Below are 12,434 nucleotides of genomic sequence, written 5' to 3' on the forward strand. Positions count from 1 at the left end.
TCAGTCGTTCTCAACGTACCTTCAATCCAAGCTCCGCGAGCAGGTCTCCAGCCTGTTCGCGTGAGATCGTGGCGCCGCGGAAAAGGCGCGCATCCTCAAGCTTCACCCCGCCCAGATCCGCGCCGCGCAGGTCCGCACCGTCGAAGCGCGCCTGCGCCAGCGTGGCGTCGCGCAGGCTGCAGGCCTCGAACGTGGCCATGCGGAAATCGCACTTGCGCAAGTCCGCCTGCGAAAAATCCACGCGTTTCAGCGCTTCCTTGCGGAAAGACAGCCCCGGCAGCCGCGCCGCCACCAGCAGCACTTCCTCAAACGCCACGTCCAGCGCCTTCGCGTCGGAAAAGTCCGCCCCGGTCAGCTTGCAGCCGGAAAAGCGCGCGCCATTCAACGCGGCACGGCGGAACATGGCATTGTTGTAATCCCCGCCCTCGATCCGCGCATCCGCCAGTTGCGCCCCGGTGAAATCGGCGAAAGGGGCGCGGCATCCCCGCAGGACCGCGCCGTTCAGCTGCGCACCGGCCAGTTTCGCATGGCGCAGGATGCAGCGTTCGAAGCGCCAGCCATCAAGCGGCAGGCCCGAAAGGTCCGCTTCCTCCAGATCGCAATCGACGAGGTGCGTTCTGGGCGGGAGACCGGTTAATGCCGCGCGATCAAGGCGTTGGCCGGTGACCGGTGCGGGCTGCTGCGGGCGGGAAAAGAGATCGTCCATCCCCGCGCGCTAGGCGCATCTGGCCCGTATGCAAAGCGAAACCCCGCCCCCGAAGGTCCAACGAATGCTGGCCATCCCGGGGGCGGGGTGCGACCCGCTGGCGCTGTCACCCGATACGGGTTCAGTCAGCCAGTTCGGGCTCGGCCGGCACCATCTCGGGCAGGGGCATCCCGAGCGCGGCGGCCACGCCTGCGCCATATTCGGGGGCGCAGCGCAGGCAGTTTTCGATGTGCCGGGCCTTGATGAAGGCCGGGGCATCGCCCATCGCCCGCGCCGTGTTGAAATAGAGGCTCTGCTTCTCGGTCGCGCTCATCTGCAGGAACAGCTTGCGCGGCTGGGTGAAGTAGTCCTCGTCATCCTCGCGGAAGTTCCAGTAGTCGGCATCGCCACGGATCTTCAGCGGCGGTTCGCGGTATTCGCCCTGGTCCTGCCAGGTATCGAACGAGTTCGGGTGGTAATGCAGCGTGGAGCCATAGTTGCCGTCCACCCGCATCGCGCCATCGCGATGGTTGGAATGAACCGGGCAGCGCGGCGCGTTCACCGGAATCTGGTGGTGGTTTACCCCCAGGCGATAGCGCTGCGCATCCGAATAGGCGAAAAGGCGCGCCTGCAGCATCTTGTCGGGCGAAACGCCGATCCCGGGCACCAGGTTGGAAGGCGCGAAGGCGCTCTGTTCCACTTCGGCGAAGAAGTTGTCCGGGTTGCGGTTGAGCGCGAACTCGCCCACCTCGATCAGCGGATAATCGTCCTTGTACCACACCTTGGTCAGGTCGAACGGGTGGAACTTGTATGTCTCCGCCTCTTGCTCGGGCATGACCTGGATGTACATCTTCCAGCGCGGAAACTCGCCGCGTTCGATCGCGTCATACAGGTCGCGCTGGTGGCTTTCGCGGTCCCGCCCGATCAGGTCGCCGGCCTGCGCATCGGTCAGGTTCTCGATGCCCTGCTGGCTGAGGAAGTGGAACTTCACCCAGAAGCGTTCGCCTTCGGCATTGATCATGCTGTAGGTGTGGCTGCCAAAGCCATGCATGTGGCGATAGGTGCGCGGGATGCCGCGTTCGCTCATCACGATGGTAACCTGGTGGAACGCTTCGGGCAGCAGCGTCCAGAAATCCCAGTTGTGGCTGGCCGAGCGCAGATTGGTGCGCGGATCGCGCTTCACCGCCTTGTTCAGATCGGCAAACTTGCGCGGATCACGGACGAAGAACACGGGGGTGTTGTTGCCCACCATGTCCCAGTTGCCTTCCTCGGTATAGAACTTCAGCGCAAAGCCGCGGATGTCGCGCTCAGCATCGGCGGCGCCGCGTTCACCCGCCACGGTGGTGAACCGCGCGAACAGTTCCGTCTGCTTGCCCACTTCGGAAAGGAACGCGGCGCGGGTGTAACGCGTGACATCGTTGGTGACGGTAAAGGTGCCGTAAGCGCCCGATCCCTTGGCATGCATACGCCGTTCGGGGATCACTTCGCGGTTCAGGTTGGCGAGCTTTTCGATCAGCCACACGTCCTGCATCAGCAGTGGGCCGCGCGGTCCAGCGGTCATGGAGTTCATGTTGTCGGCCACAGGGGCGCCAAATGCGGTGGTCAGGCCACCCGAGTAAGGACACTTGCCGGTGGGCTGGTCTGATCGGCTCATCTCATCAACTCCGTCTGTTTGATCGTTAGAACCGATCTACAGAAAGCCGCTTGATCGAGGAAACGAGTAAGACCGCTCACTATGATCGCCTGAAGCGATCTACATCTGCCTTGCCGCTGCCACGAAGCGGCCCTAAAGCGCGCGGCTTGATATCAGGACGGGAAGAAGCTGCGGGAATGACCCAATATCCGAAGACATCGGCGCTGATGGCGCGCGGGGCGGAATTCCTCGGCACCGAACACGCCGTGCTGTGCGGCGCGATGAGCTGGGTTTCCGAACGCAACCTCGTCGCCGCGATCAGCAACGCGGGCGGCTTTGGCGTGATCGCCTGCGGCGCGATGACGCCCGCACTGCTGGACAAGGAAATCGCCGGGACCAAGGCGCTGACCGCCAAGCCTTTCGGCGTGAACCTGATCACCATGCACCCCGCGCTGTTCGATCTGATCGAGGTCTGCGCCCGGCACAAGGTGGGCCACGTGGTGCTGGCCGGCGGCATCCCGCCCAAGGGCAGCGTGGAGGCGATCAAGGCCTTCGGCGCCAAGGTCATCGTCTTCGCGCCCACCATTGCGCTGGCGAAAAAGCTGTTCCGATCCGGCGCGGATGCGCTGGTGATCGAAGGCAGCGAGGCGGGCGGCCACATCGGCCCGGTTTCCACCAGCGTGCTGGCGCAGGAATTCCTGCCCGCGCTGGCGGCCGAACACATCGTGTTCGTGGCCGGCGGCATCGGCCGGGGCGAGGCGATTGCCGGTTACCTGGAGATGGGCGCCAGCGGCGTGCAGCTGGGCACGCGCTTTGCCTGCGCCAGCGAATCGATCGCCCACCCCGCGTTCAAGCAGGCCTTCTTCCGCGCCAATGCGCGCGATGCGGTGGCCAGCGTGCAGGTTGATCCTCGCCTGCCGGTGATCCCGGTGCGCGCGCTGAAGAACAAGGGGTCCGAGGAATTCACCGCCAAGCAGGTGGCCGTGGCCAAGATGCTGGATGAAGGCACGGTGGACATGGCCGCCGCGCAGCTTGAGATCGAACACTTCTGGGCCGGTGCGCTGCGCCGTGCCGTGATCGATGGCGATGTTGAACGCGGTTCGGTGATGGCCGGGCAATCGGTGGGCATGGTGACCAGCGAAGAGCCGGTGGCCGAGATCATGGCCCAGCTGCTCGCCGAAAGCGAAGCCGCGCTGGAGCGCCGCTGACGCGATGAACGGCAGCGCGACAGGAGCGGAGACTGCCCCTACCGCGCGGCCACACCGCGCTTCGTGGGGCATTGTCTTCGCCATCGTGCTGATCGACATGCTGGGCTTCGGGCTGGTGATTCCAGTGCTGCCGGGCCTGATCATGCATCTGGCCCACGTGCCCATCGCGGTTGCCGCCGAATATGCCGGGTGGCTGGGCGCGGGCTATGCCGCGATGCAGTTCGTGTTCGCACCGATCATCGGCAACCTGTCGGACCGGTTCGGCCGTCGCCCGGTGCTGCTTGCCTCGATCTGCGCGCTGGGGCTGGATTATCTGCTGCAGGCGGTGGCGCCCAACATCGGCTGGCTGGTGGCGGGGCGCCTGATCGCCGGGATCACCGGGGCCAGCTTCTCGGCCGCCTATGCCTATATCGCCGATGTCACCCCGCCTGAAAAACGCTCGGCCAACTTCGGCCTGATGGGGCTCGCTTTCGGTATCGGCTTCGTCGTCGGCCCGGCGGTGGGCGGGTTGCTCGGTTCAATCAGCCCGCGCCTGCCCTTTGCCGCCGCCGCCGCGCTGGCTTTGGCCAACGCGGTGTTCGGCTTCTTCGTGCTGAAGGAGTCACTTGCCCCTGAAAACCGTCGCCCGTTCGACCTGCGCCGCGCCAATGCGCTGGCGGCACTGCAATCCCTGCGCGGGCAGAGCAGCACGGTGCTGTGGTTCGTGGCGGCACTGGGCACCTGGCAGCTGGTCCACATCGTCTATCCCGCCGCCTGGGCCTATATCGCCATTGCCGCCTATGGCTTCACCACGCAGCAGGTGGGCGTGGCGCTGGCCGCGGTGGGCCTTTCCAGCGCGCTGGTGCAGGGTGTGGCGCTGCGCCGGGTGCTGCCACGGATCGGCGAAAAGCGCGCGGTGCTGATCGGCATTGCCGGGCTGATCGTCGCCTCCGTGCTCTATACCGTGGCGCGGACCCCTGCGGCGGTCTACCTCGCGGTCTTCGTGGGGGCGCTGCAGGGGCTGGTGCAGCCATCGATCTCTGGCCTCAACAGCCGCGCCGTGGATGCGCGCAGCCAGGGCGAGCTGCAGGGCGCGGTGCAGTCGATCGGCTCGATCGCGGCGATCATCGGCCCGCCGCTCTACACCCAGATCCTCGCGCGCTTCAGCGGCCCGCACGCGGTGCTGAACCTGCCGACGATGCCGATGCTGGTCTCCGCCGCGATCTCGCTGGTGGTGCTGGTGCTGTTCCTGCGCGGGGCGCGAAAGCTGGAGCTTACCTCAGCTTGAGGTGAAACTCAGCTTTCCAGTTCGACGTCCCAGTAGAGCCAGTCGCGCCAGGATTCGTGCAGGTAGTTGGGCGGGAAGGCCCGGCCCCGATCCTGCAGCTGCCACGTGGTCGGGCGGATCGGGTGTTCCATGATGTGCATGTGCGCCTGCGCCGGAGTGCGCCCGCCCTTCTTCAGGTTGCACGGCGCGCAGGCGGTGGTCACGTTCTCCCACGTGGTGCGCCCGCCCAGCCGGCGCGGCACCACGTGATCGAACGTCAGCTGTTCCCCGCATCCGCAATACTGGCAGGAGAAGCGATCGCGCAGGAACAGGTTGAAGCGGGTGAAGGCGGGAAACTCGCTGGGCCGCACATACTGCCGCAGCGCGATCACCGAAGGGATCTTCATGTCGAGCGAAGGGCTGTGCACCTCCCGCTCATACGTGGCGATGATGTCCACCCTTTCCAGGAACACCGCCTTCACCGCGGTCTGCCACGGCCACAGGCTCAGCGGGTAATACGACAGCGGCGTATAGTCCGCATTGAGCACCAGCGCGGGGCAGTTCGACAGGTGCCGACTGGCGGAATGGCCGGTGAAACCGGCATCGGCGATATAGCGGGAATGCAGTGCCGCAGCGGCATCGCCGCCATGAAGGCTGGCCGAAGCCGCCTTATCGATCAGCGCCTTATGAAGCATGCTCCGGTCCGGCCCTCGTCCATCGTCGTCCTGCCCCTGTCCGGGGAGCCATGGGCGACGGGCGTGACCACTTCATGACGCATGGGCAGATGGAACACGCCTGCGACTCCCCCGTCAAGAGGGAACCGCGGGCAGTTTCCACATCCTGCCTTCAAAGGGGTGCTGTTTCAGTTGCACTGAAACGGATGCGGTGCCGGGCGGGGGAGCGGGCCGGCACCGCCTCATCAGATCAGAACGCGTAAGCCATCACCAGATCGTTGAGCAGATCGCGCCCCGTGAACACGGCCTTCACCGATGCCCGCTCGTTCAACCCGTGCACCCCGTTGCCATCGGGATTGCCGAAGCCGGCAGGCGGCCCATACGACGGGATGCCCACCGCTTCCAGGAACACGCCATCGGTCGCCCCTGGCGACATCACCGGCACCAGCGGCACGCCGGGATAGTACTTGGCCACAAGCTTTTCCGCCGGGCCGACGATCTTCGGATCGAGCGGCGGGGCCTTGGCGTCGGGCCCGCGCATGTCGGTGCGGGTCACGGTCATCTTCGGATCGGCGATCACCTGCTCCAGCGTCTTGCGCACCTCCTCGCCGGTCACGCCCGGGAAAATCCGGCAGTTGATGTTCGCCCCGGCGCGCTGCGGCAGCGCGTTGTTGGCGTGCCCGCCATCGAGCAGCGTGGCGACGCAGGTGGTGCGCAGCATCGAATGGAAGGTGCGGTCGGTATTGAGCAGGTCTTCCGCCGCCTTGTCGTTCGGGTTGGCTGCGATCGCGACCATCGCCTTGCCCATCGCGTCGCTGCGGCTGGCCCCGGCCTTGGCGAAATAGGCGCGAGTGGTGTCATTCAGCATCAGTGGGAATTCATAGGCTGCGATCTTCTCCAGCGCCGCCGCCAGATCGTAGATCGCATTGTCCTTCACCGGGATCGAGCTGTGCCCGCCGCGGTTGGTCGCCTCGATGCGGTAGTTCACCGGGGTCTTCTCGCCCACGTGGATGGTCTGCACCACCACGCGCCCGCCTTCCTCCAGCGGCTTGTCCGTCCTGCCGCCCCCGCCTTCGTTCAGCGCGAATTCGGCGTCGATCAGGTCACGCCTGTTCTCGGCCAGCCACTTCGCGCCGTTGAAGGCGGTGCTGGTCTCCTCGCCGCAGGTCAGCGCCAGCTTGATCGTGCGCCTGGGCTTCTTGGCCGCAGCCTTGAAGCGCATCATCATGTCGACCCAGGTGGCGTCCATCGCCTTCATGTCCGACGTGCCGCGGCCATAGAAATAGCCGCCTTCCTCGATGAACCGATAGGGATCGCGGGTCCAGTCCTCGCGCTTGGCCACCACCACGTCAAGATGGCCGAGCAGCAGGATCGGCTTCAGCGTCTTCGAGGTTCCCGGCAGCACCGCCACGATGCCGCCCTCCTTCGGCGCCTCGGGCACGGCAAAGCGGAAGATGTCGGCATCGCCATAGCCGGCCTTGCGCAAATGCCCCTCGATCTTGTCGGCCAGCGCGGTGCAGCTGCCGGTGGTGATCGACGTGTCGGTCTCCACGAACTCCTTGTAGAGCTCGCGCCAGGCAACCTGGTCGGGCCGCAGCGGCGCTTGTGTCGCTGCGTTGGCGCCAGTGGAAAGAAGCATGGCGGCAAACGCCGCGCCGATCAGCTTGTGCATCAGGAAATGCCCCCGAAATCAGGTCTATGGCGCCATTCCAGCAGCTTTGCCCCGCCCTGCAAAGCGCCTTTGCGGCCATGGGGTGAAACGCCGCTGCAACACGCAGGGTCCATGGGCGGCGGCACAGCCGGATTTTCCGCCCGCTCCTGTGTAAAACAGGCCGGATTCGCTTGGGTTTTCGGCCCCGAATGCCTATGTCGAAAGGCATGGCCAGCACCAACGAAAACACCCCGAACACCAACGCCTATGGCGCGGAATCGATCAAGGTCCTCAAGGGGCTAGACGCCGTGCGCAAGCGGCCCGGCATGTACATCGGCGATACCGACGATGGATCGGGCCTGCACCACATGGTGTTCGAGGTGTCCGACAACGCCATCGACGAGGCGCTGGCCGGGCATTGCGACCTCGTCCTGATCGAGCTGAACGCCGACGGTTCGGTTTCGGTGGAGGACAACGGCCGTGGCATCCCCACCGGCATCCACCCCGAGGAAGGCGTTTCCGCCGCCGAAGTGATCATGACCCAGCTCCACGCGGGCGGGAAGTTCGAGAACACCAGCGACGACAACGCCTACAAGGTTTCGGGCGGCCTGCACGGCGTCGGCGTCTCGGTGGTGAACGCGCTGTCCGAATGGCTGGAGCTGACCATCTGGCGCGACGGGCAGGAACACTGGATGAAGTTCGCGCACGGTGATTCCGTCGCCCCGCTGGCGGTGCGCGGCCCCGCGCCGGAAGGGAAGAAGGGCACCCGCGTGACCTTCTCGGCCAGCCACGAAACCTTCAAGAACGTGACCGAGTTCGATTTCGACAAGCTCGAGCACCGCTACCGCGAACTCGCCTTCCTCAATTCGGGCGTGCGCATCCTGCTGCGTGACAAGCGGCACGAGGAGGTGAAGGAGCACGATCTCTATTACGAGGGCGGCATCGCCGCCTTCGTGAAGTACCTCGATCGCAACAAGGTGGCGCTGCTGCCCGATCCCATCGCCATCTCGGCGCAGCGCGACGGCATCGGCATCGACGTCGCGCTGGAATGGAACGACAGCTACTACGAAAACGTGCTGTGCTTCACCAACAACATCCCGCAGCGCGATGGCGGCACCCACCTCGCCGCGTTCCGCGCCGCGCTGACCCGCACGCTCAACAGCTATGCCGAAAAGTCGGGCATGCTGAAGAAGGAGAAGGTCAGCCTGACGGGCGACGACATGCGTGAGGGGCTCACCGCGATCGTCTCGGTCAAGCTGCCCGATCCCAAGTTCTCGTCGCAGACCAAGGACAAGCTGGTCAGCTCCGAAGTGCGCCAGCCGCTCGAAAGCCTGATGAGCGACAAGATGACAGAGTGGCTGGAGGAAAATCCCGCCTACGCCAAGGCGGTGATCCAGAAGGTGATCGACGCCGCCGCCGCGCGCGAAGCGGCAAAGCGCGCCCGCGAACTGACGCGGCGCAAGGGCGCGATGGACATCGCCAGCTTGCCGGGCAAACTGGCCGACTGCCAGGAGCGCGATCCGCGTCTGTGCGAACTCTTCCTGGTCGAGGGTGATTCGGCCGGCGGCTCTGCCAAACAGGGGCGTGACCGCGCCACGCAGGCGATCCTGCCGTTGAAGGGCAAGATCCTGAACGTTGAGCGCGCGCGCTTTGACCGGATCATCGGATCGAAGGAAGTCGGGACGCTGATCCAGGCGATGGGCACCGGCATCCGCGAGGACTTCAACCTCGAAAAGCTGCGTTATCACAAGATCGTGATCATGACCGACGCCGACGTCGACGGCGCGCACATCCGCACCCTGCTGCTCACGTTCTTCCACCGCCAGCTGCCTGAGCTGATCAAGAACGGCCACCTCTTCATCGCCCAGCCGCCGCTGTACAAGGTGGCGAAGGGCCGCAGCGAGGTTTACCTGAAGGACAACGCCGCGCTCGATCGCTACCTCGTCGAAGCGGGGCTTTCCGGCCGCGTGCTGGAAACGGCGGGCGGCGCGCGCAGCGGGCAGGACCTGGCCGATATCGTCGACCACGCACTGCGCCTGCGCAACCTGATGGCGTTCGTCCCCCGCCGCTACAACGCCGACATCATCGAGGCCCTGGCGCTGGCCGGCGCGCTCGATCCCGATCTTTCGGCCGATGCCCGCAGCGCCGCGCTGCAGCGCGCGGCACAGTGGCTGGACCGGGGTGATCCCGAAGCGACCTGGACCGCGCAGATCGCCGAAGAAGGCGGCTATCACGTGCAGCGCCTGTGGCGCGGGGTGACCGACCACCACATGATCGAGGCCGGCTTCCTCACCAGCGCCGAAGCGCGCAAGCTGGCCAAGCTGGCGGCGGAGAACGCCGAAGTCTATGCCAACCCGGCCAGGCTGGTCCGCGCCACGGCGGTCGCCGCAGCGGAACCGGTGGAGGAAGAGCAGGCCGGTGAGGAAGACGCCGAGACACCGGCCCGCACCCGCGCCGAACCGCGCGAGGGTGACATCACCCGTCCTTCGCAGCTGGTCGAGGCGGTCTTCGCCGGCGGACGCAAAGGCCTGTCGATCCAGCGCTACAAGGGGCTGGGTGAAATGAACGCGGAACAGCTGTGGGAGACCACGCTTGATCCCAACAACCGCTCGCTGCTGCAGGTGAAGATCGAGGACGCCGACGTGACCGACGAGATCCTCACCCGCCTGATGGGTGATGTGGTGGAGCCGCGGCGTGACTTCATCCAGGAAAACGCGCTCAACGTGGCGAACCTGGACGTCTGATGCAGCACGAAACCGTTGCCGATATCGCGTGGGACCAGTCCGCGACGATGATCGACCTTGAAGGCCGCGCGCCGATCATCGGCACGATCCGCGACTGCGCCATGCATTTCGCGCTCTACAAGCCGCACGCCCGCGACAATGCCCGTGTGCTGCTGACCAGGCCCGTCCATCGCGAAGGACGGGCCACGCGCACATGGCTGCTCGAACCGTTCGAAATCGCCGAACTTTCGGAACGGCTCAAGCGCGAGACCCAGTGACCATCACATAACGCGATCATCGGATAACGGGATCACCGGAATCCGGGTTCTCGGCCGACCGAATCAGTCCGATCACGCGTCCCGCCGGCATGGCCGCCTCGCCTGCCCCGATTGTCGGCCGCGGGGATTGTCGTGCGGCATCGGCCTGGGTCGGCATGGCCACCGCCAGACCGACGCACAGCAAAGACGCCACAAGAAGATGGTTTTGCAAGGGAGCTTTCTCCGTCTGGGAACGCTCCTGCAGCGTCTTGGCGCAGCCCGCGTTCCACGCCCGGAGACGGGCCGAATGGCGAACGCGCCCAAACGAAAAGGGCGCCCCAACCGGGACGCCCTTTCATGCCTCGTGTGTGGAAGAAGCGGTTACTTCTTCGACTTGAGATAGGCGATCACGTCAGCGCGCTGCTTCGCGTCGGGCAGGCCGGCGAAGGTCATCTTGGTGCCGGGCGCGAACTTGGCGGGGCCAGAGAGCCACGTGTCGAGCGTCGCGTCGTCCCACACGCCGCCCTTGCCCTTCAGCGCGTCGGAGAAGGCGAAGCCGCCGCGGTCGCCCGCAACCTTTTCACCCGCAACGCCCCACAGGTTCGGGCCGATGCCGTTGGCAGCGCCCTGATCGATGGTGTGGCAGGCCTTGCACTTGGCAAAGACCTTTTCGCCGGCTGCAGCGTCACCCGCCACGGCAACTGCCGGGGCAGCGCCTTCGGCCGGGGCCGCACCAGCCGCCGGAACGGCTTCGGGCGCGGGCAGCGGCACGTTGGAACCCTTGGTGTTCAGGTACAGGATCACGTTGGCGCGTTCCTGCGGATCGGCGATGCCGGCGAACGACATCTTGGTGCCCTCGGCAAACTTCTTGGGATTGGCCAGCCACTCGTCGAGCGCGGCGAAATCCCAGTTGCCACCCTTGGCCTTCAGCGAATCGGAGAACGCGAAGCCGCCCTTGCCCTGGGCGATGCCTTCACCCACCGTACCCCACAGGTTCGGACCGATGCCGTTGGCAGCGCCCTGATCGATGGTGTGGCAGGCCTTGCACTTGGCAAAAGTCGCTTCGCCCTTGGCCGCATCGGCGGTGGCCAGGCGGTTGGCGATCGGCAGGACAGCCGCCGCAGCGCCCGCGCCGCCTTCAGCTTCCACGCCCTCGATCACGTAACCCAGCTTTTCCGGACGTTCCGGCTTGTCCGCCTCGAAGTAGTGCGACGAGAGGCTCGAAAGCCCCAGAGCCACGATACCGCCGAACAGCGTCCAGCCGGCGATGGTGTTGAAACGGTCGTCCATTCCGTACCCCATGCAGCGCATACCGGCACCCTTGCCGGCCCCCGCGCGTGTTTGGCGTCGCTCTAGTCAGGCCCCTTGCCCTGCGCAAGAGAGATTGAAGGCTGATCGACCTGCTTATTTGACGAATGCGCCTTGCCCGCGCGTGGCGCGCTGCCTAATCCCCGCCGTGCCATGACCAGCTATCCCGCCCCCGCCCAGCGCCTTGTCGAATCGATGTCTGCCGCCGCTGCCGCCGATCCGGCGCGGACCGTTGCGTTCCAGGGCGCGCCGGGATGCAATTCGCATCGCGCCGCGCTGGAAATGCTGCCCGATTGCCTGCCCCTGCCCTGCTTCTCGTTCGAGGACGCGCTCGATGCGGTGAAGGACGGCCGCGCCGCGCGCGCGATCATCCCCATCGAGAACTCGCAGCATGGCCGCGTGGCCGACATTCATTTCCTGCTGCCCGAATCCGGTCTTTCGATCACTGGCGAGCACTTCATGGAAATCCATGCCTGCCTGATGGCGCTGGGCGATGGACCGTTCACCTCGGCCTACAGCCACCCACAGGCGCTTGGTCAATCACGCTTCTACCTGCGCGAACGCGGCATCGTGCCATTAAGCTATGCCGATACGGCGGGCGCCGCAGCCTTTGTCGCCGAACTTGGCGATCCGGCAATCGCCGCCCTCGCGCCGAAGATCGCCGCCGAACTCTATGGCCTCAAGGTGATCGAGGAGAACGTGGAAGACGCGCATGACAATACCACGCGCTTCGTCCTGCTCGCCCAGCAGCCGCTCGATCCCGCCGCGATCACGGGTGAGGCGATCACCACGTTCGTGTTCGAGGTGCGCAACATCCCCGCCGCGCTTTACAAGGCGCTGGGCGGCTTCGCCACCAACGGCGTGAACATGACCAAGCTGGAAAGCTACCAGAAGGGTGCCAGCTTCTCCGCCACGCAGTTCTTTGCCGACGTGATCGGTGCGCCCGGCCAGCCCGCGCTGGACCGCGCGCTGGAGGAACTGCGCTTCTTCGCCAAGGACCTGCGTATCCTCGGCACCTATCCGCTGGAACGCGCGCGGGGTTGAGGTGT

General features: G+C 65.7%; 10 protein-coding genes. 5 read left to right on the forward strand and 5 right to left on the reverse strand.

What is annotated here, in order from left to right; translation table 11 throughout:
* Window positions 1-10 precede the first annotated feature (10 nt).
* Window positions 11-706, reverse strand: coding sequence for a pentapeptide repeat-containing protein (locus tag POM99_RS08420; RefSeq protein WP_277276682.1), 696 nt, complete (start codon window positions 704-706; stop codon window positions 11-13).
* Window positions 707-827: 121 nt separating this feature from the next.
* Window positions 828-2,339, reverse strand: coding sequence for a catalase (locus tag POM99_RS08425; protein ID WP_277276684.1), 1,512 nt, complete (start codon window positions 2,337-2,339; stop codon window positions 828-830).
* Between the two features lie 176 nt (window positions 2,340-2,515).
* On the opposite strand from POM99_RS08425, the gene POM99_RS08430 reads away from it, so the two are divergent.
* Both POM99_RS08430 and POM99_RS08435 read left to right on the forward strand, forming a co-directional pair.
* The gene (locus POM99_RS08430; protein ID WP_277276686.1) at window positions 2,516-3,526 is read left to right on the forward strand and encodes an NAD(P)H-dependent flavin oxidoreductase; all 1,011 of its coding nucleotides are present in this window, start codon (window positions 2,516-2,518) and stop codon (window positions 3,524-3,526) included.
* 4 nt (window positions 3,527-3,530) lie between these two features.
* Complete coding sequence (locus POM99_RS08435; protein ID WP_277276687.1) at window positions 3,531-4,793, forward strand: MFS transporter; 1,263 nt, start codon at window positions 3,531-3,533, stop codon at window positions 4,791-4,793.
* A gap of 8 nt (window positions 4,794-4,801) precedes the next feature.
* Here POM99_RS08435 and POM99_RS08440 read toward each other — a convergent pair whose 3' ends face one another.
* On the reverse strand, window positions 4,802-5,467 hold the full coding sequence (locus POM99_RS08440; RefSeq protein WP_277276689.1) for an HNH endonuclease: 666 nt from the start codon (window positions 5,465-5,467) through the stop codon (window positions 4,802-4,804).
* 229 nt (window positions 5,468-5,696) lie between these two features.
* On the reverse strand, window positions 5,697-7,118 hold the full coding sequence (locus POM99_RS08445; RefSeq protein ID WP_277276691.1) for a M20/M25/M40 family metallo-hydrolase: 1,422 nt from the start codon (window positions 7,116-7,118) through the stop codon (window positions 5,697-5,699).
* A 206-nt stretch (window positions 7,119-7,324) separates the two neighbouring features.
* Here POM99_RS08445 and gyrB point away from each other — a divergent pair, with 206 nt between their 5' ends.
* Window positions 7,325-9,841 carry a DNA topoisomerase (ATP-hydrolyzing) subunit B gene (gyrB, locus tag POM99_RS08450; protein ID WP_277276693.1) on the forward strand — a complete coding sequence of 839 codons (2,517 nt, stop codon included), beginning with the start codon at window positions 7,325-7,327 and terminating at the stop codon, window positions 9,839-9,841.
* Window positions 9,841-10,098, forward strand: coding sequence for a hypothetical protein (locus POM99_RS08455; protein ID WP_277276695.1), 258 nt, complete (start codon window positions 9,841-9,843; stop codon window positions 10,096-10,098). The genes gyrB and POM99_RS08455 overlap by 1 nt, the downstream gene beginning before the upstream one ends.
* Before the next feature lie 360 nt (window positions 10,099-10,458).
* Here POM99_RS08455 and POM99_RS08460 read toward each other — a convergent pair whose 3' ends face one another.
* Complete coding sequence (locus POM99_RS08460) at window positions 10,459-11,367, reverse strand: c-type cytochrome (protein ID WP_277276698.1); 909 nt, start codon at window positions 11,365-11,367, stop codon at window positions 10,459-10,461.
* A 171-nt stretch (window positions 11,368-11,538) separates the two neighbouring features.
* On the opposite strand from POM99_RS08460, the gene POM99_RS08465 reads away from it, so the two are divergent.
* Window positions 11,539-12,429, forward strand: coding sequence for a prephenate dehydratase (locus POM99_RS08465; RefSeq protein ID WP_277276699.1), 891 nt, complete (start codon window positions 11,539-11,541; stop codon window positions 12,427-12,429).
* Window positions 12,430-12,434 lie beyond the last annotated feature (5 nt).

The sequence above is a fragment of the Novosphingobium cyanobacteriorum genome (assembly GCF_029436685.1).
Taxonomy (GTDB): domain Bacteria; phylum Pseudomonadota; class Alphaproteobacteria; order Sphingomonadales; family Sphingomonadaceae; genus Novosphingobium; species Novosphingobium cyanobacteriorum.

Coding starts and splice junctions, on each gene's coding strand:
- POM99_RS08420 (WP_277276682.1), bottom strand. CDS start 706: ATGGACGATCTCTTTTCCCGCCCGCAGCAGCCCGCACCGGTCACCGGC.
- POM99_RS08425 (WP_277276684.1), bottom strand. CDS start 2,339: ATGAGCCGATCAGACCAGCCCACCGGCAAGTGTCCTTACTCGGGTGGC.
- POM99_RS08430 (WP_277276686.1), top strand. CDS start 2,516: ATGACCCAATATCCGAAGACATCGGCGCTGATGGCGCGCGGGGCGGAA.
- POM99_RS08435 (WP_277276687.1), top strand. CDS start 3,531: ATGAACGGCAGCGCGACAGGAGCGGAGACTGCCCCTACCGCGCGGCCA.
- POM99_RS08440 (WP_277276689.1), bottom strand. CDS start 5,467: ATGCTTCATAAGGCGCTGATCGATAAGGCGGCTTCGGCCAGCCTTCAT.
- POM99_RS08445 (WP_277276691.1), bottom strand. CDS start 7,118: ATGCACAAGCTGATCGGCGCGGCGTTTGCCGCCATGCTTCTTTCCACT.
- gyrB (WP_277276693.1), top strand. CDS start 7,325: ATGGCCAGCACCAACGAAAACACCCCGAACACCAACGCCTATGGCGCG.
- POM99_RS08455 (WP_277276695.1), top strand. CDS start 9,841: ATGCAGCACGAAACCGTTGCCGATATCGCGTGGGACCAGTCCGCGACG.
- POM99_RS08460 (WP_277276698.1), bottom strand. CDS start 11,367: ATGGACGACCGTTTCAACACCATCGCCGGCTGGACGCTGTTCGGCGGT.
- POM99_RS08465 (WP_277276699.1), top strand. CDS start 11,539: ATGACCAGCTATCCCGCCCCCGCCCAGCGCCTTGTCGAATCGATGTCT.